Origin of the sequence: Pseudomonas sp. UFMG81 (genome assembly GCF_015354575.1) — a bacterium.
Classification (GTDB): Bacteria; Pseudomonadota; Gammaproteobacteria; order Pseudomonadales; family Pseudomonadaceae; genus Aquipseudomonas.
The window spans coordinates 22,267-43,906 of record NZ_JACAFQ010000021.1 but is presented as its reverse complement, the minus strand read 5'-3'; the positions used below and the strand labels follow the sequence as shown (position 1 = coordinate 43,906).

Genomic DNA, 21,640 nt, shown 5'->3' with positions numbered 1-21,640 from the left:
CGATGTCCGGCCTCGAACTCTTCGCCGCCGCGCTCGGCGTCATCGCCGTCTGGCTCACCGTCAAGCAGAACCCCTGGTGCTGGCCGATCGGCCTGGTGATGGTGGTGCTGTACAGCTGGATCTTCTTCGGGATGAAACTGTATTCGAACATGCTGCTGCAGCTGGTGTACGCGGTGTTGCAGCTATACGGCTGGTGGCAGTGGACCCGCCCGGACCGGGTCGAGGACGCCCGCCAGCTGACCCGTCTGCCCATGGCGTCGATGCTCAAGGGGCTGGCCGCAGGCCTGCTGGTCAGCCTGGTGCTGGGCGCGGCCATGACCCACTACACCGATGCCACCCAACCCTGGCTGGATGCAGCGCTGACTGGCTTCAGCCTGGTGGCGCAGCTGTGGATGGCGCAAAAGCGCCTGCAATGCTGGGCGCTGTGGGTGGTGGTGGACGTGATTTTCGTCGGCCTGTTCCTGTACCAGGGCCTGTACCTCACCGCCGCGCTATATGGGCTGTTCACCCTGATCGCCGTGCGCGGCTGGCTGGAGTGGCGTCGCGACCCGGCGCTGGCCAGCGCATGAAGACCCTGGTGCTGTGCGGGCCGGAGTCCAGCGGCAAGAGCTGGCTCAGTGGCGAGATCCAGGCCCACTTCGGCGGCGTGGTGGTGGGCGAGTACGTACGTCATTTCATCGAGCGCGAGCAGCGCGACACCTGCTACGCCGACATCCCGGCCATCGCTCGTGGCCAGTTGCAGTGGGAGGAGCAGGCCCGGCAACAGGCCCCGGCCCTGCTGATTCTCGACACTCATCTGCTCAGCAATATCCTCTGGAGCCGCGCGTTGTTCGGCGATTGCCCAGCCTGGATCGAGCAGGCACTGAATGCGCGGCACTATGATCTGCACCTGCTGCTGCGCCCCGAAGGGGTGACCTGGGTCGACGATGGCATGCGCTGCCAGCCCGCGCTTGAGCTGCGCCAAACGTTCTTCACCGACAGCCTGCACTGGCTTACGGGCCATCAACGACCGTTCCAGATCATCGAGGGCGACTGGTCGCAACGCAGCGCCGCCGCCCTTGCCGCCGTGGCGCGGCTGCTCGATGGCCAGGTGCCAGCCTGCGCCACCGAATGTTAACCCACTGATACAGCCCACCTGCCTGTGGCCCCCGTCAATGGGGGCCGCAACCCACAACCGAGGGATGTGTCTCAACGCTGAGACAGCACCCGACAACCGCCTCGCATCCCCCGTGCTAAGCGCCTTGCCGCCCTCACCCGAGGCGTGTTGTTTCAGCCCTGACACACCTGAAACGCACTGTTTCTAGTTTGCAATGGCAACGTGCTGTTTTTATTGCGAAAACCAAAAGCGGCACAGCTTCTGCTCTCAGTCCTCGCAACGCTGAACGACCAGCGCCCGAGAGAAGGAGTTGCCACCGTGAGGAAATTCGAAAAAGGCATGTCTTGCCTGCTGCTGGTCGGCTGTGCACTGGGGGCGAGCCTGAGCCTGACGGCCCAGGCCGAAAATGGCGTCATCACCATCATTCGTGATGTGCAGGTGCGTCAGGCCACACGTGCCCCGCTGATCCCAGACCCCTCCCCGACCACGGTCAATGCCAACCCCTCCGCGCAGGTCATCAAGCAGACCAACGAACTGAGCGACGGCGACTTCGCCAGCATCAGCAGCGGTGCCGGCATCTCCTCCCTGGTCACCCAACAGACCAACAACATCGGCGGCAACATGAGCCATCAGAACCAGCTGCCCAACCTCGCTGCCGGGCGTGGCACAGGCTCGGGCAATGGTATCGCCAACATGGTCAACTCCAGCGTGCAGCGCGGCCTGGCGCCCCTGCAGATGCTGACCGGAGGCAAATGAGATGAGGCATTCGCTGCTGATTCTGGCCACGTTCTGCAGTGCACCGGCCTTCGCTCAATCCCCGATCATCGACAACGCCACCATCGACAGCTCCGCCGCCCAGTATCAGGGCAACATGGCGGTCAACCAGGCGGCCGGCGACTTCCAGCAACAAGCCAACGCCCGCGCCCTGGCCAGCGGCCACGCGGCCAGTGCGACAACCGAGATTCGCCAGCGCCTGCGGGTCACGGTCGACTCCGCCAGGGACAGCCAGGCCAATATCCAGGGCAATGCCTTCAGCCACGGCAGCGGTGCACTGGGTGTCAACCAGAGCGCAGGCGCCAGTACCCAGCAAGCCAACGCACTGCGCATCAGCATCAGTGCCCAGCCACAAAGTCTCGATGACAGCGTCCTCATGCAACAGAACGTGGCGCTGCTCAACAACTCCGATGCAACTGACTCCGCTCCCGGCTATCGCCAGGTCAGCACCAGCGACCAGGCATTCACCGGCAGCCGTGGGGTGATTCAGTTGAATCAGAGCGCCGGGGTGGGAAACCGCATGGCCAACACCTTCAGCGTCCGGGTCGCGGAATGACCCAAACAGGTAAGTACAACACTTAACCAAAAAAAGACGGAGAAACACCATGAAACCCTCGATGGCAATCAAGCCTCTGGTTTTCGCAATTGCTGCGGTCATGGCTGTTGCTGCACAAGCGGATCAGAACGACAGGCGTGGCCATGGCCACAACAACCACCACACCCCACCGGCTAAAGCGGTCTACACCAGTGCCACCGCCAAAGCTACCGATGTGCAGAGAAGCACCGGTAACCGGATCCGCAACGAAGGCACCGTCAACGAAGCCGAAATGAGCAGCTCCGCTGCTGGCGCCAGCGGTAACGTGGGCGTCAACGTGGCAGCCGGTAACGGCAACCAGCAGGACAACGCAGCGGCCATCGCCAACACCGCGTCCGACAATGCCGCGATCGACAACAGCTTCGTGTTCGGCTCGGCTACCGCTACCGCCAAGGTCGACCAGTACAGCAACAACAACAAGGTGTACAACTACTCGACCCAGAACTCTGCGGTCATGAGTGGCTCGGCTGATGGCAGCAGCGGCAACGTGGGTGTGAACATCGCTGGCGGCGACCTGAACCAGCAGAAAAACACCATGGCCATTGCCAACAACAGTGCGCCTATCGGCAACTCCACCGCGACCGCCTCGGCCAACCAGAATGGGCCTGGCCTGGAGGTCACCAACAGCGCCGACCGCACGTACACCATCGACACGCTGACCTTCACCACCACCAAGAGTGGTTCGTCCTCGCGCAGTGGCTCGTTCGATGCCAGCGTCGACAAGAGCTCCAGCTCCAGCTACAGCGCCAGTGGGTCCAACAGCAGCAGCTCCAGTGGTTCGCACAGCAGCAGCTCCAGCGGCTCTAGCAGCATGACTGCCAGCGGCTCCAACAGCAGCAGCTCCAGCGGCTCCAACAGCATGAATGCCAGCGGCTCCAACAGCTGGAATGCCAATGGCACCGCCAGCAGCGACCACAGCTCGTCGTCGAGCGCTTCGGTGAACGCTTCGCTCGATGCCAGCGCTTCGGGCAGTGCCTCTTCGTCGCAAACCTTCGGCAACTTCACTCGCTCGCGTAGCTCCGACTTCGACGCCTCGCTCAATGCCTCGCTTGATGCATCGATCGACAAGTCGCACGAGTCGGCCAGCAACTCGTCGTTCGACAAGTCTCTGAACTCGTCGTTCGAGAAGGCGTATGACTCTTCGTTCGACCGGACCCGCGACTCGTCGTATGACAAGTCTCGCGACTCTTCGTACGAGAAGGCACACGAATCGGCCTGGGAAAAAGCCAACGCTTCGGCTTACGAGAAGGCCGGCGAGAAATCCTCGCAATCTTCGGACAGCATCTCGAAGAGCTACAGCGAGGCTAGCGAGTACGCACTGAGCAACAGCGTCTCGTTCCAAGTGCTGACCCCGACCGGCTGGGCCAACCCTGTGACCAACACCGCCACCCTGAGTGGCTCGGTGAACGGTGGCAGCGGCAACCTGGGCGTCAACGTGGCAGCCGGTGTGGGCAACCAGCAGAGCAACTCGCTGGCCATCTCCAACACCTCGTTCTGATAGCGGCAACCTGGAGGCCCCCTTCGGGGGGCCTTCTTCTAACAAGACCGATGGGGGCATCGAACATGCGCATTATCGCCTTGGCGTTCCTGCTGTGCCTGGCCAGTGTGAGCGAAGCAGCCCAGATGCCGTTGTCCGTCCTGCCGGGCGGCGGAGTGATCTACAAACCCATCCAGAGCATCCGCGAACGCAAGTTCGCCGATCTGGTGCAACAGAAAACCGACTTCAGCTGTGGCGCCGCTTCGCTGGCGACCATCCTGCGCCAGGCCTACTGGCTGGACGTGGACGAACACCAAGTGATCGAGGGCATGCTGGCCAATGCCGACCAGGACCAGGTCCGCACCCAGGGCTTCTCGATGCTCGACATGAAACGCTACGTGGAAAGCCTGGGCATGCGTGCCCGTGGCTACCGGGTGGCCCCCGAAACCTTGCACGACATCCGCATCCCCGTGGTGGTGCTGATGGACATCCGCGGCTACAAGCACTTCGTGGTGATGCAGCGCGTCGACAAGGGCTGGGTGTACATCGGTGACCCGGTGCTGGGCCACAAACGCTTCAAGCTCGACGATTTCGTCAAGGGTTGGAACGGCATCATCTTCGCCGTCATCGGCCAGGGTTACGACAAGGGCAATGCCCTGCTCGACCCACCGCTGCCCCTCAGTGCCAAGAACCGCATCGACCACTTCACACCCGTGAAGGACGCCGAGCTGCTGGACTTCGGCTTCATTCAAAGCGACTTCTTCTAACAAGATTCGGGGCAAGAGGCCCTGGGGAGCAACCCATGAAGACGCCATTCTGGCTGGTCGCGGCCTGCCTCGCCGCCAGCTTGCCTGTTCAGGCAGAGTCGTTCAAACCCATCGAGTTGAAGGACCAGGAACTGGCGAACCTGCGCGGGCGCTATGTGATGCCGGGGCGGATCGTCAGTTTCGGCATCGTCATGACCAGCAGCTGGCAAAACGCCAACGGTGAAGTGATCGGCGCCACGTCCTCGATGCAGATCCGGCAATCGACCATCAAACCGCAGTTCTACGTGTCGATGATCGACCGCAAAGGCAGCGGCTCGTCGCAGTCGACAAGCGCCGGCACCGGTACCGTCACTGGCGGCGGCGGCCTCAACACCACCGAGGGGGTCACCCAGGTGGTGCGCGCGGCGGGCGACTACAACACCGCCTATAACGGTGTCGACATCAATGTCGCCCGGGGCAACGAGGCGTCGGCCAGCCAACCGCAAGGCCAGGCGCTGGCAGCCGGGTCGACGCTGACCAGTTCCAATGGCGCAGGCTCGCTGAGTGTTTCCTCAAGCGGCAACGGCGTACAGATGAACATCGTCGCCAACAACAACCAGGGTAATACCGTGCAGCGCCTGGCCCAGGGCGGCTTGATGCAGAACACCACCTTGCTTGGCAGCAGCAACCAGGTGCGCAACCTCACCTCGCTCAATGTAGTGCTGCGCGACAACCCCGCCACGGCGGGCCCGATGAACGCCAACCTGGACCAACTCAAAGGTCTTCGCAATCTCGGATACTGATCTACGCTCAGTCTCATCGTATGCAGTCAGAAGGGACGGCTAATCCATGCATCGTTTGTTGACGTTCAGAACCATCCTTTGTTTGAGTACCCTGGCCCCGGCCACCCTGCTGCAGGCAGCAACGGACCCACAGGTCGAAGCACTGAAACAGGAGCTGATCGCACTGAAACAGCGCTACGAGGCGCAGCAGAATGCATTGATGGTGCTGGAGCAACGCCTGAGGCAGGTCGAAGAAGCGCCGCCGGCTCCCGCCCCCAAACGCCTGGTCAAATCCCCCGCCGAAGGGGTCAAGGGCGCGCAGACCGTGGCTTCTGGCACACCGGGCACGTCCGGAAGCTCCTATGGCCAGTCGCTGCAGGACGACTCCCAGCCTGCACAAAGCGTGTCCAACCTGTACGACGAGGCCAGCGGCTTCTTCGGTGGCGGCAAGTTCAGCGTCGAAACCGGCCTGACCTACACCCACTACGACACCCGCGCGCTGACCCTCAACGGTTTCCTGGCACTCGACTCGATCTTCCTCGGCAACATCAACATCGACCGCATCAAGGCCGACAACTGGACCCTGGACCTCACAGCTCGCTACAACATGGACCAGCGCTGGCAGTTCGACGTCAACGTGCCCATCGTCTATCGCGAGTCGACTTACTCCTCCGGGGGCGCGGGCGGTGCGGCCGGGGTAACGTCCGATGGCACCGTCACCCGCGACCCGACCATTGGCGACGTCAACGTCGGGGTGGCCTACAAGTTCATCGATGAATCGGAAAACTGGCCCGACGCGGTCGCCACGCTGCGCATCAAGGCGCCCACCGGCAAGGACCCGTACGGGATCAAGCTGCAGCAGGATCCCGGCAACGACAACCTGGCGATCCCAGAAGACCTGCCCACCGGCAACGGTGTATGGGCGATCACCCCGGGCATCTCGCTGGTCAAGACCTTCGACCCCGCTGTGCTGTTCGGCAGCCTGTCCTACACCTACAACATGCAGGACTCGTTCAGCGACATCAGCCCGCAGGTCAACAGCAAGGTCAAGGGTGACGTGAAACTCGGCGATTCGTGGCAGATCGGCGGCGGTATCGCCTTCGCCCTGAACGAGCGCATGAGCATGTCGTTCTCGGTCACCGACCAGTTCGCCCGCAAGAGCAAGATCAAGCCCGACGGCGGCGACTGGCAATCGATCAGCAACAGCGACTACAACGCGGCCAACTTCAACATCGGCTTGACCTTCGCCGCCACCGACAACCTGACCATCGTGCCCAACCTGGCCATCGGCCTGACCGACGACGCACCGGACTTCTCCTTCAGCCTGAAATTCCCGTATTACTTCTGAAGGTTTCGGCGTATACGGGCTCGCTGTGCGAGCCCAGGTTTTAGTAACCAGCCTTGTCCTACGCCACCGTCCTACCTCTGGCCTGATATCATCCAGCACTTTTGTGTGACGATTTGATGGCAAGAGGAATGCTTACGTGAGAAACATGTTCGGCCGGCCCCGCGCCCGGCTGTTGGCCCTGGTGACGCTGCTGCTGGTCATCCCCCTGGTCGTCCGTGCCCTGCTGGGTTGGTCCGATCCGCTGGGCTACCTCTCCGACCTTGCCATCGGCAGCCTGCTGGTGTTGCTGCTGCGCCGCTGGCCCACTTGGCTCGCACTCCCCGTGCTGCTGGCCTGGGGCGGGTTGCTGGTAGCCTCTGCCGAACTGGTCAGCGCCGTCGGCCGCCTGCCCAACCAGACCGACCTGCACTACCTGTTCGACCCGCAGTTCATGGAAAACTCCACCGGCGGTGCCCTCGCCCATCCCTGGTTGCCCGGATTGCTGGCGGCCGCGCTGCTGATGCTACTGGCCAGCGCCTGGCGCAGTCGCGGCCAGCGCGCCACGCAGCTGCCGCGCACGCTCTGGGCAGTGCCCGCCCTGCTGTTTGCCGGGCATTGGGCCAGCCAGCAGTGGCTGCCCTCCGACGCCGACCAGTGGCGCCAGTACAACCTGCCACACCAACTACTGTCGGCTGCCAGCGGCGAACTGCAGCACCGCGCCCGAGTGCTGGCCGTCGGTGAAACGCCGATCACCCCGCTGCCCACCGCAGGCCTGACCCAGGCCGACCTCAACGGCCAGAAGCTGCTGACCGGCCCCGGTACCGCGCGCAACCTGCTGGTGATCACCCTCGAAGGCATCCCCGGCGCCTATATCCGCGCCAATCGCCAGGCCATCGGCAGCCACTTCGACGACGACCTGATGCCCAACCTCAGCCGTTGGGCCGAGCGCGGCATGAACACCCCCGACTACGTGCTGCACACCCACCAGACCATCCGCGGCCTGTACGCCATGCTCTGCGGCGACTACGACAAGCTGGCCAACGGCACCCCCAAGGGCGTCGAACTGCTGACCCAAGACCTGCGCAACCAGGCCTGCCTGCCGGCCCAGTTGCGGCAAGCCGGTTTCAGCACCCACTACTTGCAGGGCGCCGGCCTGCGTTTCATGGCCAAGGACCGGATCATGCCGCACATCGGCTTCGACGCGGTGCATGGCCTGGAGTGGTTCAACAACGACAATTATCTGGAATTCCCCTGGGGCAAGGACGACCGAGCCTTCTTCGAGGGTGCGCTGGACTATGTCGGGACGTTGCGCAAGCAGAAGCAGCCCTGGATGCTCACCCTGCTCACCGTCGGCACCCACCAGCCCTACTCCGCGCCCGAGGATTACCTGCAACGTTACGCCACCGCCAAGCAGGCCGCGGTCGCCTACCTCGACGATGCCCTGGGCAGTTTCCTCGACGGCCTGGAACGCCAGGGTGTACTCAAGGACACCCTGGTCGTCATCACCTCGGACGAATCCCACGGTATCGACGGGGTGCGCCTGGCCTCGTCCTGGGGCTTCAACCTGACACTGGCACCCGAACAGAAACAGCTGCCACACCTGAAAAACGGCACCTATGGCCACATCGACCTGGCCACCTCGCTACTCGACTACTTCGCCCTGCCGATCCCCGCAGCGCTGGCCGGGCGTTCGCTATACCGCGACTACGACAGCGGCCGGGAAATGATCAGCTACACCAACGGCGTGCTGCGCTACCACGACGGCCAAGGCACCCTTAGCGAATGCGATTTCCAGCAGCGCTGCCGGCGTTACGCCAGCCCAGGCTTCATCGCTGAGCAGGCCAAGTTCCTCGGCCGTGGCGACGACCGCCTCGGGCCGCAGGTCAACTTGCTGGCCGCAACCCTGGACCAATCGCTGCTGCAGACCCCGCTCAACCTGCGCTACCAGTTCGGCGGCCCATCACCCATCGCCCTGCATGAACGCATCCGCGACGACTGGGCCGACAACCTGATCGGTGCCCAGTACCTGGAAATGCCCGAAGGTTCGCGCACCAAAGTGCGGATCAAGGTGCGCGCGCTGGATCCGCGCCACGACGCCTACATCCGCCTCAAAGCCAAGGAAAGCGAGCAGGATGTACCACTGGGCCTGCCTGAAGAAGTGTTGGTGACCGCCGCCCAGCCGCTGGAAATGGAGTTCGACTTCGACAACCCGACGGTGCGCAAGGCCTTCTCCTTCCACCTGCTGGGCTACGGCGGCGGCGAGGTTGAAGTCAGCGATTTCAGCGTGATCACCGCATTGCCGGGCGAAGAGGAGCCGGCGCCGGAGCTGGTTGACGACCACATAGCTCAGTCCAGCTGAGGCGCCCGTTCAATTTTCGCGCAGGGGCTGGTATTGCTGGGGCCGCTGCGCGCCCCGATCGCGGCACAGCAGCCCCAGCGATCTCAAACTGAGCTCGGGCCCGGCCCTCACCCCAGGAACAGCCGATACGCAGGGTTATCGGTCTCGTCCCAGTAGCGATACCCCATCGCCGCCAGCGCCTCCGGCAGCCCTGCCAACTCATCATCCGGCACTTCCAGCGCAGCGAACACCCGCGCTTCAGCCGCACCATGGTTGCGGTAGTGGAACAAGCTGATGTTCCAACGCTTGCCCAGGCGTTCCAAGAAGCCCAGCAACGCCCCCGGCCGTTCGGGGAATTCGAAGCGCAGTACCCGCTCGTTCACCCCAGGTGCCGCATGCCCACCGACGGTGTGGCGCACATGCAGCTTGGCCAACTCGTTGTCGGTCAGGTCGAGCACCTGGTAGCCCTGCCCGGCCAGGCTGGCCAGCAACTGCTCACGCGGGTCGTGTTGCGGATGGGTCTGCACCCCCACGAACAACCGCGCCTCCCGCCCCGGGTAATAGCGATAGTTGAACTCGGTGATCTGGCGCTTGCCCAGGGCCTGGCAGAACGCGCGGAAACTGCCGGGTTGCTCGGGGATGGTCACGGCGATGACCGCCTCGCGCTGCTCACCCAACTCCGCGCGCTCGGCGACATGGCGCAGGCGGTCGAAGTTGACGTTGGCGCCGGAGTCGATGGCCACCAGCGTCTGTCCTCGCACGCCCTCGCGGGCCACATACTTCTTGATCCCAGCTACCGCCAGCGCGCCGGACGGTTCGGTGATCGAGCGGGTGTCGTCGTAGATGTCCTTGATCGCCGCGCACAGCTCGTCACTGCTGACCGTCACCACCTCATCGACGAAGTGCCGGCACAATTCGAAGCAGTGGGCACCGATCTGCGCCACCGCCACGCCGTCGGCGAAGGTGCCCACCTGTGGCAGGATCACCCGCTCGCCAGCAGCCATGGCGGCCTGCAGGCAGTTGGAGTCTTCGGGCTCGACGCCGATCACCTTCACCTCCGGGCGCAGGTACTTCACGTAGGCGGCGATCCCGGCCACCAGCCCGCCGCCGCCCACCGGCACGAAGATCGCGTGCAACGGGCCCGGGTGCTGGCGCAGGATTTCCATGGCCACGGTGCCTTGGCCAGCGATCACGTCCGGGTCGTCGAAGGGTGGCACGAAGGTTGCGCCGTCGCTGTCGGCCAGGGCCAGCGCATGGGCCAGCGCATGCGGGAAACTCTCGCCATGCAGCACCACATGGCCGCCCCGCGAACGCACCCCCTCGACCTTGAGCGAGGGCGTGGTGGTCGGCATCACGATAGTGGCCTTGATGCCCAGGTGCGAGGCAGCCAGCGCCACGCCTTGGGCATGGTTGCCAGCGGAGGCGGTGATCACCCCGCGCGCGCGTTGGTCGCTGTTCAAGCGCGACAGCCGGGTGTAGGCACCGCGGATCTTGAAGGAGAAGGTCGGTTGCAGATCTTCGCGCTTGAGCAGCACCTGGTTGCCCAGGGTCGCGGACAGCGCCGGGGCCGGCTGCAACGGGGTTTCGATGGCCAGGTCGTAGACCGGCGCGCCGAGAATGCGGCGCACTTGCTCGGACAGCAGTTGCTGGGGCGTGGTACGAGGGCTGACGCTCAAGTTGGTCATCGATGACTCCTGGTCTTCTACGTTGTTGCCCAGGAGTCAGAGAGAAGAAACCCGCCTCCAGGGCGGGTTCGGTGCACGTACGCGCTAGCCCGCCAATCCGATAATGGCGGTAATAATAATGCTGGCGGTGCGCAGGTGCGGGAATGTGGTCATGGGCAGGGAACTTATCCTGCGCGCTTGTGGGAAGTCAACACCCCTTGGGGGCTTCCTGTGCCGACACCGGCACATCGAAGACCTTGTCGAAGCCCCACTGGAACACGAACGCGTAGACGAAGAAGAACACGAACAACGCCAGGTTGGTGACCAGCGCCGCCCACAGGCTGATATTCAACCAGTACGCCACCAGCGGCAGCAGGATCAGCACCAGCCCACCTTCGAAGCCCAGGGCATGCAGCAACCGGCGCAGGAACGTGCGGCTGCGCTTGTGCTGGCGTGCTTCCCAACGCTCGAACGCCCAGTTGAACGCCATGTTCCAGCTCATGGCGATGGCCGACATGAGGATCGACAGCACCGTCGACTCGGCCATGCCAGCGCCGAACGCCAGTTCCAGCGCCGGCGCCACGCAGGCCACGGCGATGGCCTCGTAGAGGATGGCCTGGACGATCTTGCGCGCCTTGCCTTGCATGTGCGGCTCCCTTCGGAAAAGACCCCCAACGCTACAAGAAGTCGGCTACAAGAAACAGCCGCAGATGCACATTTTGTTGATTGTCCCGTCAACAACTCGCCCGCACCAGCCCGCCTGCGCTCATGCGTGGCGCGCTGCCCAGGGCGCACGCCACGCATTGGACAACCCGCCGTTGGGCTGCTTGTATCTATCTTCTGCACGTGGTGACAAGTCGTACAACTTCGGACAAGGAATCGAACGAGGACATGCCCAATGGCCTACACCGTCATGATGGTTTTCGGTACCCGCCCTGAAGCGATCAAGATGGCCCCCTTGGCCCGGGTGCTGCGCCACTGGCCCGAGGTGAACCTGCATATCTGCTCCACCGGCCAGCACCGCGAAATGCTCGAGCAGGTGCTCACCGCCTTCGGCCTCACGGTGGACCAGGACCTGCAGGTGATGACCCAGAACCAGACTCTCAACGGCCTGGCCCGCGACCTGCTGGACAAGCTCGACCAGGCCTATGAGCAGGCCAAGCCGGACATCGTGCTGGTGCATGGCGACACCACCACCAGTTTCATCGCCTCGCTGGCCGCCTTCCACCGGCACATCCCCATCGGCCATGTCGAAGCCGGCCTGCGCACCGGCAACCTGCAGCAACCCTGGCCGGAAGAAGCCAACCGGCGCCTGACCGGCGTACTCGCCGACCTGCACTTCACCCCCACCCGCGACTCGGACGCCAACCTGATCCGCGAAGGCGTGCCCCCGGAACACATAGCGGTCACCGGCAACACGGTGATCGATGCGTTGCTGTGGATGCGCGACAAGCTCAAGCAGGACAACTGGCGCCCCGCCGCCAACTCCCCGCTCAATGCATTGCGCGATGACCAGCGCATGGTGCTGGTCACCGGCCACCGCCGGGAAAACTTCGGCAGCGGCTTCGAACGCATCTGCCTGGCCCTGGCCGAACTAGCCCTGCGCTACCCGGACGTGCAGTTCGTCTACCCGGTGCACCTCAACCCGCAGGTGCAGCATGCCGTGTACAGCGTGCTGTCTGGCCGCGACAACATCCACCTGGTCGCCCCCCAGGACTATCCGCACTTCGTCTGGCTGATGAACCGTGCCCATATCATCCTCACCGACTCCGGCGGCGTGCAGGAAGAAGCGCCCGCGCTGGGCAAGCCGGTGCTGGTGCTGCGCAAGGTCACCGAGCGCCCCGCCGTGCTCAAGGGCGGTACGGTCAAACTGGTCGGCACCCTCACCGAGCGCATCGTCCAGGAAACCAGTCAACTGCTCGACGACCCCGCGGCCTACGCCCGCATGGCGAGGGTCTACACACCGTTCGGTGACGGCCATGCCAGCGAACGCATCGCCGAACGCCTGACCCGCTGGTTCGCCGAACAAGCCAGCACACGGGCCGACGCATGAGCCTGGCCTTCATCGATTTCCTCACCTATGTACTGTTCGGCCTGAAGATCCTCGCCATCATCCTGGCGAGCCTGATGTTCCTGCTGGGCCTGGACGACCTGTTCATCGACCTGTGCTACTGGGGGCGCAAGCTGGTCCGCCGCTTCCGCATCTATGACAAGTTCGAGAAGGCCGACGAGAAGCGCCTGTTCGAGGTGCCGGAAAAACCCCTGGCGATCATGGTCCCGGCCTGGAACGAAGTCGGTGTGGTCGGCGAGATGGCACGCTTGGCGGCCTCGACCATCGACTACGAGAACTACCAGATCTTCGTCGGCACCTACCCCAACGACCCACAGACCCAGGCCGACGTCGATGCCGTGTGCCTGCACTACCCCAACGTGCACAAGGTGGTCTGCGCCCGCCCCGGCCCCACCAGCAAGGCCGACTGCCTGAACAACATCATCGACGCCATCCTGCGTTTCCAGCAGGACGCGCGCATCGAGTTCGCCGGTTTCATCCTGCATGACGCCGAGGACGTCATCTCGCCCATGGAACTGCGCCTGTTCAACTACCTGTTGCCGAACAAGGACATGATTCAGATCCCGGTGTACCCCTACGCCCCGGAATGGAAGGGCTTTACCGCCGGGCACTATGTCGACGAGTTCGCCGAGAACCACGGCAAGGACGTGATCGTGCGCGAAGCGCTCACCGGCCAGGTACCCAGCGCCGGCGTGGGCACCTGCTTCAGCCGCCGGGCGATCAGCGCCCTGCTGGAGGACGGCGATGGCATCGCCTTCGACGTGCAGTCGCTGACCGAGGACTACGACATCGGTTTTCGCCTCAAGCAAAAGGGCATGAAGTGCATCTTCGCCCGCTACTCGATCACCGACCCGGCACTGGCCCTCAAACAGACGTGGCGCCCCGGCATGAGCCGCGAGTTCGCCCAGGTGATCTGCGTGCGCGAGCACTTCCCCCGCGACTGGCAGCATGCCATTCGCCAGAAATCGCGGTGGATCGTCGGTATCGTGTTCCAGGGCACCAGCAACCTCGGCTGGAGCCGCACCGGCGCGCTCAACTACTTCCTCTGGCGCGACCGCCGCGGGCTGTTCGCCTACCTGCTGAGTTTCCTGGTCAACCTGTTGCTGCTGGTGCTGCTGGCCATGTGGCTGGTCACCGTGATCGCCCCGGATTCCTGGCGCTTCATGTCGATCCTCAGCGACAGCCGCCTGCTCAGCGTACTGCTCTGGCTCAACGGTCTGCTGCTGGTCAACCGCCTGTTCCAGCGCGGCTGGTTCGTCACCCGTTACTACGGCATCTTCGAGGGCCTGTTGTCGGCGCCACGGATGATGTGGAGCAACTTCGTCAACTTCTTCGCCAACCTGCGCGCCCTGCGCCAGGTGATGGAAATGGGCGACTCGCGACGGGTGGCCTGGGACAAGACCACCCACGAATTCCCCGCCCTCGCCTCGCCAGCGCGCATCCCCCTGGGCCAGCGCCTGGTGGAGAAAGGGCTGATCAGCGAAGAGCAACTGCACCAGGCCATCACCAGCCCGGTGCGCCGGCGCCTGGGCCGTGAGCTGCTGCTGCGCGGCTGGCTGAACAGCGAACAGCTGGCCGAGGCCCTGGCTGCGCAACTGGACCTGCCGTGGGCACCACTCAACCCGTTCAAGATCAACCCACAGCTGATCGCCAAGCTGCCACGCAAGCTGGCCACCCACTACGGCGTGCTACCGGTGGACGAGGACGGCGATACCCTGGTGCTGGCCAGCGAAAGCCCGGTCAGCCAGGTTTCGCTGGGGGTGATCAGCCGTCAGCTCAAGTGCCCGGTGCGCGCGCGGCTGGCCCCCCAGGGCCGGGTCACCCTGGGCCTGCGCTACCACTACCCCAGCCCCTGGCAGAAGCCCGAGACCCGCGAAATGCTGAAGGTGCTGGAGCGCCACCAGGATGACGTCGAGTTGCTGGAAAAGGTCAGCAGCCACCAGGTCATGCTCGGCGCCCTGCTGCAGGTACGCGGCATGGTGCCGGCGACCCTGTTCAACCAGGCGCTGATCGACTTCGACCCCGAGACCCAAAGCCTGGGCGAACACCTGATCGCCCGCGGCATCATCACCGAAGACGTGCTGCGCCAGGCCCTCGCCGAACAGGCCCGCGAGCAGCAGGCCGCCTACGACCTGACCCGGGAGGTGGCATGAAGCCCCGTGTTTCCCTGACCTTCGCCAGCCTGCTGCTATGCGCCACCGCCCAGGCCGCTCCCACCCCACCAATGACCGACTTCCAACGCTTCACCAGCTTCCCGTTCATGGAGCGCGGCTACCGCGAGGCGCAGCGCGACAACTGGGCCGAGGTGGAACGTCTGACCCGCCATGTGCTCAAGCGCGTGCCCAACAACAACGAGGCCCGCGCCCTGCTCGCCGAGGCCCTGGCCCACCAGCGCCGCTACAAGGACGCCCAGGCCATTGCCGAAGACCTCGACGACAACCCCGAATACGCCGACGCCCTGCTGGAGCTGCGCCTGACCTGGATCGAACAGGACCCGCCGCCGGCCAGCCAGGTCGAGGGCTGGCTGGCCACCAGCAACGCCAACCAGCGCGTGCGCCTGTGGCAGGCCTACAGCCTGAGCCTGGCCAAGTTCGGCGGCGCCCGCCGCGCCCTCGACTGGCTCAACCAGTTGCCGCCACGGGACGACGGTATGGTGTTGCGCCTGGCTCGGGCCAACTTCGCCGAACAATTGCGCAACTGGGGGGAAACCATCGACCAGCTGCAACCCTTGGCCAGCAAGGGGCAATTACCCCCACAGGACTGGCAGCGCCTGGCCAACGCCTACATTCAGCAGGTCGATGAGCAGGGCCTGAACGCACTCCTGCCCAGCGCCCCTTCGCCGCAAGCGGCGACCCAGGCACGCCTGGCCATGGCCGAACGCACCATTGCCATGGGCCACAACCAGCAGGCTGAACGCTGGTTGCGCAGCCTGCCCGCCGAACAGCTGCAACAACCCGAGCAACGCCAGCAGCTGTGGGAGCTGGCCCGCCAGGGTGACGACGCGGCGCTGGTGCGGCGCCTGAGCAATGAACTGGGGCGCCCGTGCCTGGAAACGGTCGATTGGCTGTCGCGCAAGGACCTGACCCTGGCCCGCGAGCAACTGAGCCAATGCCAGGCCAACGACGACCCACGCGCCTTTGCCATCCTCAAGCAACGCCTGTACGGCGACCCGCCCCAACCCGCGCAACCGCGCACCGCGGCACAGTGGGAGCAGCGTTACCGCCAGACCGGCGACCTCGCCGCCCTGGAGCAGGCGAGCTTCATGCTGCTACAGCAAGGCCATGCCGAACGTGCCCGCCAGCTGGTCGAACAGGCCTACGACCGGCGCCAGGGCCGGCTGCCCGCCTCGCTGCTGCAGCGCTTGGGCAATCTCTACGCCCGTGACGACGGGCCGCTGAACACCCCGCGCATGCTCGCCCTGGTGCCACGGGTGGACGCGGCGACCCGCGCTCAATTGCTCGGGCGCCTGGCCGAGAATGGCCAGTGCGAGGCCGTGCGAAGGGTGACCCCAGCCAACCCCACCGAGGCCGGCCAGTACCGCGCCCTTGGCCGCTGCGCCATGCCCGGACAGCCCGGTGAAGCGGTGGTCTACTACCAGGCCGCCGAGCGCTTGGGCGACACCAACAGCCGGCTACCGTTGGCCTACGCCCTGGAAGCCTCCGGCGACTCCGAGGCGGCCTTGCCGATCTGGAACAGCCTGCCGGCCAATGCCTGGACCGACAACGCCCGTCTCACTGCCGCCCGCGGCGCCTTGAATGCCGGCGATGCCAACGCCGCACGCCGCCACTGGGATGCCGCCGCGCACAACAGCGCCGATGACTGGGCACTGGGTGCCGCCATCGCCGAGCGCCAGGGCGATGCCCAGCAGGCCCTGGCCTACCAGCGCGAAGCCCTGCGCCACGCCCCCCGCGCCGACCATTACTATGCCGCCGCCAGCACCGCCCAACAGGCTGGCGACAGCGCCCAGAGCACCGCCTGGCTGGCCGAGGCGGTCCGCCTGGCGCCGGATCAACCCCGTTATCGCGCCGACTACGGCATGCGCCTGTCCGCCTCGCCGGACAAACAGCAACGGCGCCAGTCGATCCCCTACCTGGAGCACGCCACCCGCGACTTCCCCGAGGACTACCGCCTGGGCGAAACCCTCGCCCTGCGCTACGACGAGGCCGAGAACAGCGCCGCCGCCCGCCGCGAACTGCGCCGGGTGCTGGACGTAGAGCAGAACCTGGTCGACGGTGACGACGAGTACGGCAGCCTGGAGGCGCGCAAGTACCGCCAGCGCCGCGCCCACGAAGCGCTTTCGCGGCGTGACAGCATCACCCTGGCCAGCACCTGGTCGCCCGCCGGCACCTCGACCAACGACAAGTTCCTCGACACCGGCCAGCGCAGCGGCAGCTCGCGCCGCGCCCAGTCGCAGAACGTGCAGCTGGCCATGTGGGACCACGCCCTGGGCGAAGAACCCAGCCGCAACGGCAGCACCCTGTCGGTGTACGGCCGGGTGCTGTTTGGTGGCCAGAGCCGCACCGACTACGCCCAGAGCATGGGCACCGGCGTGGGCCTGCGCTACAAGCCGCTGGGCCAGGCCAACCTCAACCTGTACGCCGAGCTCTACCACCAGCGCCAGATCGACAGCGACCATTACAGTGGCCTGAGCCTGGGCGAATTGCTCAGCCCGGCCAAGGTCGGCGGCAACTGGGGCGACCTGCGCCACAACGCCGAATCGAGCAACGACCTGCTGCTGCGCGCCACCGCGTCGTTCCTCGACCAGGGGCGCTACCGCAACGACTGGCGTATCGACGAGGACGATTGGGACGAGCGCTTCCTCTACCTCGACGCCGCCTGGTGGACCCGCGCCGGCGACCACGCCTGGCTGTCGCGCTTCCAGCAGGGGCATGCCTGGAAGCTGCGCGGTGACTCGCCGCAAACGATCATGCCCTACGGTTTCCTCGAATTCTCAAGCCAGGACCCAAGCAACGACTGGCGCCAGGATGCCCGCACGGGCGTAGGCGTGCGCTGGCAGTGGTGGTTCGACGACGACCGCTACAACGCCTACCGCGGCACCCTGAAAGTGCGCGCCGAGTACCAGCAATCGCTGGGTGGCAACCTCTATGAGCGGGCCAACGGTGTGCTGTTGGGTGTGGAGATGAACTTCTGATGCGCAACCTCCTGCTCGCCTGCCTGCTTGCCCTGTGCCTGCCCGCCCTGGCCGACCAGCGCCTGTTCTACCAACCGCTCAACCGCGATGCCACGGTCACGCCGGCGCAATGGCAGCAACTGTGGCGGGCCACCGTGGCCCAGGGTGGCAAGACCCTGATCGTGCAATGGAGCGCCTACGGCGACAGCGACTTCGGCGGCGCCGACGGCTGGCTCGCCGCCAGCCTGCGCGAGGCCCGCGCGCAAGGCCTGGAACTGGTAATGGGCTTGTACATGGACCCAGCCTACTATCAACGCCTGGAGCAGCTCGACGGCGAAGGTTTGAACAGCTACTTCAAGGCCCAGCTAGGGCAGTCCCTCAGCCAGTACCAGCAAGTGCGCGAGCATTGGCAGTTACCGGTGGCCGGCTGGTACCTGCCACTGGAGCTGGACGACTTGCACTTTCGCGACGCCGAGCGCCGGGCAGCGCTGTACAGCCAATTGCAGGCATTCAACCGGCAGTTGGACAAGCCGCTGCATATCAGCGCGTTCAGTGCCGGACAGCTCTCACCGCGGGTCAATGGGGCGTGGCTGGACCAGCTGGCAGGCCTGGGCCTGAAAGTCTGGTGGCAGGATGGCGCGGGGACCGGGCGCTTGGCGCCGATGGTGCGTATGGCCTATGAGCAAGCCCTGCCATGCCGGGTGGGCATCGTGCGCGAGGCGTTTCGCCAGCTCAGTGCGCAGCCGTTCCGCGCCGAGCCTGCACAGCCGGCGTTGACCGGCGGCTGTCACCCAGAGGCGGTGTTCGCTTTGCGTTACCGGCCGTGGAGCAGGAGTGTGCTGACACTGGACTGATCGAGGCGCCCTATCGCTAGCTTGTGTAGGAGCGGCCTTGTGTCGCGAAAGGGCTGCAGAGCAGCCCCATCCAACTGTGTCGCACAATTGATCACTGGGGCCGCTTCGCGACCCTTTCGCGACACAAGGCCGCTCCTACAGAATTTCTGCGCGCCTTGGGAGTGGGAGCCGGCTTGCCGGCGATAGGGGCCCGAAACAACGACAACAAGCCGAGAGCCTTGCCTGCATGTACAAAACCCTCGAAGCCCACATTCGCCAGCAGGTCGCCCCGGCCGCCCTGCGCGCCGAGTTCCGCCAGCACGAATTCGAGGCCATGCGCCGCTTCTGCCTGCTGATCTTCTGCATCGGCATTGCCATCTGGCTGGTGTTCGACCTGATCGTCAGCTACCTGGGCGACCAGGGCCTGACCTGGCGCTCGACGGCCTTCCTCGCCCTGCTCGGCTGCCTCACGGTGGTCCTCGGCTTTACCCGTCGCAGCCAGCACTTCGATGTGCTCAACCTGCTGTTCGTGGTGGTGATCACCCTGGGCCTGCGCCTGGTCATCGAGGGCGTCCCCATCACCGTGCGCCCGGTGTGGCTGATACTGACCGTCTCGACGGTGCTGTACACCGTGTCGGTATTGCCGGTGCGGCGCTGGTCGTTCTTCTGCGCCATGGGCATCACCTGGGTGGTGCTCAACCCCTTCCACCACACCCGTGTCGAGCCCTTCGAACTCGAAGGCGCCCTGCTGCTCAGCTATGCGCTGTTTCTCAGCGGCCTGGTGATCTACAGCTACCTGCGCCTGCGCCAGGCCAAGCTGCACAATTTCTACCTGACCAAGGTGCTGCTGGAACAGGCCTACATCGACGCCCTGACCGAAATCCCCAACCGCCGCTCGTTCATGGCCAAGGCCGAGCGCCTGCTGCAACTGGCCGGCCCGGGGCAGTTCCTGGCGATGATCGATATCGACAACTTCAAGCAGGTCAACGACCGCTTCGGCCATGACATCGGTGATGAGGTGCTTAAACGGGTGGCTGCGCATATTCGCGCCGCAATGGCGGATTATGAGATTGCTCGGTTGGGCGGCGAAGAGTTCGCGATTTTCTTCCAGGGGCTGGATGAGCAAGGTGCCGAACAGCGGGTCGGCGCACTGTGCCAACGGGTGCGTGACGATGTCGGCGCCCATGCGGTGACCATCAGCATCGGCCTTGCGCGGGTGGACAACGGCGATACCCTGAGCCTGGCGTTGATCCGGGCGGACCAGGCATTGTATGCGGCCAAGCACAGTGGCAAGGATCGGTTCGTCCTGTGGAGCGCGCCAGTGGCAGAGCATTGACAACCAGGCTGCTTGGGCTGCACGTCCTCTGTAGGAGCGGCCTTGTGTCGCGAAAGGGCTGCGAAGCGGCCCCGACAATATTCGCTGTGACGCCGAAATCCCGGGGGCGCTGCGCACCCCTTTCGCGACACAAGGCCGCTCCTACAAGGGCACGGCGAAAAAGCCCCATCACCCCGCCGGCAATCGAATCCTGAACTGCGCCCCACCCAGCGCCGACTGCGCCACGGTCAAGGTCCCGCCCTGCCCTTCGATGGCTCGTCGGCTGATCGCCAGCCCCAGACCGAACCCACCGGTACTGCGATCCCGGCTACGGTCCAGGCGATAGAACGGCTGGAAGATCCGCTCACGCTCTTCGGCCGGAATGCCAATCCCATCATCCTCGACGGTCAGCAGACAGGCACCGTCGTCTTCCAGGCGCAAGCGCAGCAACAAGCTCTCATCGCAATAGCGCATGGCATTGCGCACCAGGTTCTGCACCGCGCGCGCAGTCAGCCGCGGATCGAGGACAAATCGCGGCAAATCGTTCTCGCTGCGTACCTCCCACTGAATACCGCGGCCATCGAGCTCCTCGGCAAAACTACCGAGCACGCTGTCGACCAGCTCCAGCAGCGACACCTCGACCCGTTCGCGGCCCTGTTCGGCGAACTCCATACGGCTGTACGACAGAAGCTCCAGCACCAGTTCATCCAGCTCCCGCACATGCCCCACCAGTTCCAGCAGGCGCTTGCGCGCGGTCGCCGGCACCTCGTCGTACAGCAGCACCAGGCCGAAATCCAGGCGGGTCAGCGGTGTGCGCAGTTCATGGGACACCGCATTGAGCAGCTCGCGCTGCTGGTTGACATGGCGCTCCAGGTCACCGGCCATGGTGTCGAACACCCCGGCCAGTTCGCCGATGTTCGACCGCGGTGGTATATGGGTACGCTCGCTCATCTGGCCCTGCCCGAGGCTTCGCGCGGTTTCCTTCAAACGCTCCAGGTCACGCCAGTGCGGCCACACCCACAGCAGCAGGCAGCCGAGCATGGCGGCGCCGATCAGCACCGTCACACCCCATGACAGCACGTTGATGTCCAGCGGGTCGGGCGGTGAATGCAGGCGCACCAGCCACTGCTTGTCCAGCGGTGCCAGCACGGTCTCGTAGTACCCCCAGTCGGCGATGCGCACCGCGTGCAGGCCATGCTCCAGGCGTGCCCGCTCCTCGTCGTCGAGCTCGGCCTTGTCCATGGCCAGCAATTGCACTTCCAACGGGGCAAAATCCTTGGCCAGTTCCTGCGCCACCGCCGGCCACTGTTCGCGCGGTGCCTGCTGGAACTGGCGCACGATCAACGACTGCACGCCCTTGGTCTGGTCCAGGTTGTAGGCCATGAAACGCGCATGGAAGGCACCGACGATGGCGTCGGGGATCAGCAGCAAGGCACCGGCATAGGCGACGATGATCACCAGGTACAGGCGCACCAGGATCTTCAGCATGGC

17 protein-coding genes are annotated in these 21,640 nt (G+C 64.9%); 14 read left to right on the top strand and 3 right to left on the bottom strand.

The annotated features are described in order from the left end of the window. Nucleotides 1-2: 2 nt before the first annotated feature. The 9 genes from pnuC (at nucleotide 3) to IX761_RS16710 (ending at nucleotide 9,156) form a co-directional block, all read left to right on the top strand. On the top strand, nucleotides 3-569 hold the full coding sequence (gene pnuC, locus IX761_RS16750; protein WP_194790684.1) for a nicotinamide riboside transporter PnuC: 567 nt from the start codon (nucleotides 3-5) through the stop codon (nucleotides 567-569). Further along, nucleotides 566-1,117, top strand: coding sequence for an AAA family ATPase (locus IX761_RS16745; RefSeq protein ID WP_194790683.1), 552 nt, complete (start codon nucleotides 566-568; stop codon nucleotides 1,115-1,117). Before pnuC ends, IX761_RS16745 begins: the two co-directional genes overlap by 4 nt. Nucleotides 1,118-1,435: 318 nt before the next feature. Continuing rightward, on the top strand, nucleotides 1,436-1,852 hold the full coding sequence (locus IX761_RS16740; protein WP_228533643.1) for a hypothetical protein: 417 nt from the start codon (nucleotides 1,436-1,438) through the stop codon (nucleotides 1,850-1,852). Between the two features lies 1 nt (nucleotide 1,853). Further along, nucleotides 1,854-2,426: an adhesin gene (locus IX761_RS16735; RefSeq protein ID WP_194790681.1), complete on the top strand. Its 573-nt coding sequence runs from the start codon at nucleotides 1,854-1,856 to the stop codon at nucleotides 2,424-2,426. Nucleotides 2,427-2,475: 49 nt separating this feature from the next. Further along, nucleotides 2,476-3,963: a heme utilization protein gene (locus IX761_RS16730; protein WP_194790680.1), complete on the top strand. Its 1,488-nt coding sequence runs from the start codon at nucleotides 2,476-2,478 to the stop codon at nucleotides 3,961-3,963. Nucleotides 3,964-4,028: 65 nt separating this feature from the next. Then, a complete protein-coding gene (locus tag IX761_RS16725) occupies nucleotides 4,029-4,709 on the top strand; it encodes a C39 family peptidase (RefSeq protein WP_194790679.1) in 681 nt (226 codons plus the stop codon). 35 nt (nucleotides 4,710-4,744) lie between these two features. Next, nucleotides 4,745-5,491: a hypothetical protein gene (locus IX761_RS16720; protein WP_194790678.1), complete on the top strand. Its 747-nt coding sequence runs from the start codon at nucleotides 4,745-4,747 to the stop codon at nucleotides 5,489-5,491. Between the two features lie 46 nt (nucleotides 5,492-5,537). Beyond that, nucleotides 5,538-6,818: a hypothetical protein gene (locus IX761_RS16715; RefSeq protein ID WP_194790677.1), complete on the top strand. Its 1,281-nt coding sequence runs from the start codon at nucleotides 5,538-5,540 to the stop codon at nucleotides 6,816-6,818. A gap of 145 nt (nucleotides 6,819-6,963) precedes the next feature. Further along, nucleotides 6,964-9,156 (top strand): LTA synthase family protein, encoded by a 2,193-nt coding sequence (locus IX761_RS16710; RefSeq protein WP_228533641.1) that lies wholly within the window; start codon nucleotides 6,964-6,966, stop codon nucleotides 9,154-9,156. A gap of 107 nt (nucleotides 9,157-9,263) precedes the next feature. On the opposite strand, the gene ilvA is transcribed toward IX761_RS16710, so the two are convergent. Continuing rightward, complete coding sequence (gene ilvA, locus IX761_RS16705; protein WP_194790675.1) at nucleotides 9,264-10,820, bottom strand: threonine ammonia-lyase, biosynthetic; 1,557 nt, start codon at nucleotides 10,818-10,820, stop codon at nucleotides 9,264-9,266. A 187-nt stretch (nucleotides 10,821-11,007) separates the two neighbouring features. After that, the gene (locus tag IX761_RS16700) at nucleotides 11,008-11,445 is read right to left on the bottom strand and encodes a PACE efflux transporter (protein ID WP_194790674.1); all 438 of its coding nucleotides are present in this window, start codon (nucleotides 11,443-11,445) and stop codon (nucleotides 11,008-11,010) included. A 252-nt stretch (nucleotides 11,446-11,697) separates the two neighbouring features. Between IX761_RS16700 and wecB the strand changes: the two genes are divergently transcribed. The 5 genes from wecB (at nucleotide 11,698) to IX761_RS16675 (ending at nucleotide 20,170) form a co-directional block, all read left to right on the top strand. Then, nucleotides 11,698-12,852: a non-hydrolyzing UDP-N-acetylglucosamine 2-epimerase gene (wecB, locus tag IX761_RS16695; RefSeq protein WP_194790673.1), complete on the top strand. Its 1,155-nt coding sequence runs from the start codon at nucleotides 11,698-11,700 to the stop codon at nucleotides 12,850-12,852. Then, entirely contained in the window at nucleotides 12,849-15,023 is a 2,175-nt protein-coding gene (gene nrfB, locus IX761_RS16690) for a cyclic di-3',5'-guanylate-activated glycosyltransferase NrfB (protein WP_194790672.1), read from the top strand. The genes wecB and nrfB overlap by 4 nt, the downstream gene beginning before the upstream one ends. After that, nucleotides 15,020-18,022, top strand: a complete 3,003-nt coding sequence (locus tag IX761_RS16685) for a phage receptor (protein ID WP_194790671.1) — start codon at nucleotides 15,020-15,022, stop codon at nucleotides 18,020-18,022. The genes nrfB and IX761_RS16685 overlap by 4 nt, the downstream gene beginning before the upstream one ends. Beyond that, complete coding sequence (locus IX761_RS16680) at nucleotides 18,022-18,855, top strand: DUF4434 family protein (protein WP_194790670.1); 834 nt, start codon at nucleotides 18,022-18,024, stop codon at nucleotides 18,853-18,855. The genes IX761_RS16685 and IX761_RS16680 overlap by 1 nt, the downstream gene beginning before the upstream one ends. A 226-nt stretch (nucleotides 18,856-19,081) precedes the next feature. Further along, nucleotides 19,082-20,170, top strand: coding sequence for a sensor domain-containing diguanylate cyclase (locus IX761_RS16675; RefSeq protein WP_194790669.1), 1,089 nt, complete (start codon nucleotides 19,082-19,084; stop codon nucleotides 20,168-20,170). 168 nt (nucleotides 20,171-20,338) lie between these two features. Here the strand turns inward: IX761_RS16675 and IX761_RS16670 are convergent, their stop codons facing one another. Continuing rightward, on the bottom strand, nucleotides 20,339-21,637 hold the full coding sequence (locus tag IX761_RS16670; RefSeq protein WP_194790668.1) for an ATP-binding protein: 1,299 nt from the start codon (nucleotides 21,635-21,637) through the stop codon (nucleotides 20,339-20,341). Between the last annotated feature and the right edge of the window lie 3 nt (nucleotides 21,638-21,640).

Coding starts and splice junctions, on each gene's coding strand:
- IX761_RS16680 (WP_194790670.1), top strand. CDS start 18,022: ATGCGCAACCTCCTGCTCGCCTGCCTGCTTGCCCTGTGCCTGCCCGCC.
- IX761_RS16720 (WP_194790678.1), top strand. CDS start 4,745: ATGAAGACGCCATTCTGGCTGGTCGCGGCCTGCCTCGCCGCCAGCTTG.
- IX761_RS16675 (WP_194790669.1), top strand. CDS start 19,082: ATGTACAAAACCCTCGAAGCCCACATTCGCCAGCAGGTCGCCCCGGCC.
- IX761_RS16740 (WP_228533643.1), top strand. CDS start 1,436: ATGTCTTGCCTGCTGCTGGTCGGCTGTGCACTGGGGGCGAGCCTGAGC.
- IX761_RS16715 (WP_194790677.1), top strand. CDS start 5,538: ATGCATCGTTTGTTGACGTTCAGAACCATCCTTTGTTTGAGTACCCTG.
- IX761_RS16745 (WP_194790683.1), top strand. CDS start 566: ATGAAGACCCTGGTGCTGTGCGGGCCGGAGTCCAGCGGCAAGAGCTGG.
- IX761_RS16735 (WP_194790681.1), top strand. CDS start 1,854: ATGAGGCATTCGCTGCTGATTCTGGCCACGTTCTGCAGTGCACCGGCC.
- ilvA (WP_194790675.1), bottom strand. CDS start 10,820: ATGACCAACTTGAGCGTCAGCCCTCGTACCACGCCCCAGCAACTGCTG.
- IX761_RS16685 (WP_194790671.1), top strand. CDS start 15,020: ATGAAGCCCCGTGTTTCCCTGACCTTCGCCAGCCTGCTGCTATGCGCC.
- IX761_RS16710 (WP_228533641.1), top strand. CDS start 6,964: ATGTTCGGCCGGCCCCGCGCCCGGCTGTTGGCCCTGGTGACGCTGCTG.
- IX761_RS16725 (WP_194790679.1), top strand. CDS start 4,029: ATGCGCATTATCGCCTTGGCGTTCCTGCTGTGCCTGGCCAGTGTGAGC.
- IX761_RS16730 (WP_194790680.1), top strand. CDS start 2,476: ATGAAACCCTCGATGGCAATCAAGCCTCTGGTTTTCGCAATTGCTGCG.
- pnuC (WP_194790684.1), top strand. CDS start 3: ATGTCCGGCCTCGAACTCTTCGCCGCCGCGCTCGGCGTCATCGCCGTC.
- nrfB (WP_194790672.1), top strand. CDS start 12,849: ATGAGCCTGGCCTTCATCGATTTCCTCACCTATGTACTGTTCGGCCTG.
- IX761_RS16700 (WP_194790674.1), bottom strand. CDS start 11,445: ATGCAAGGCAAGGCGCGCAAGATCGTCCAGGCCATCCTCTACGAGGCC.
- wecB (WP_194790673.1), top strand. CDS start 11,698: ATGGCCTACACCGTCATGATGGTTTTCGGTACCCGCCCTGAAGCGATC.
- IX761_RS16670 (WP_194790668.1), bottom strand. CDS start 21,637: ATGCTGAAGATCCTGGTGCGCCTGTACCTGGTGATCATCGTCGCCTAT.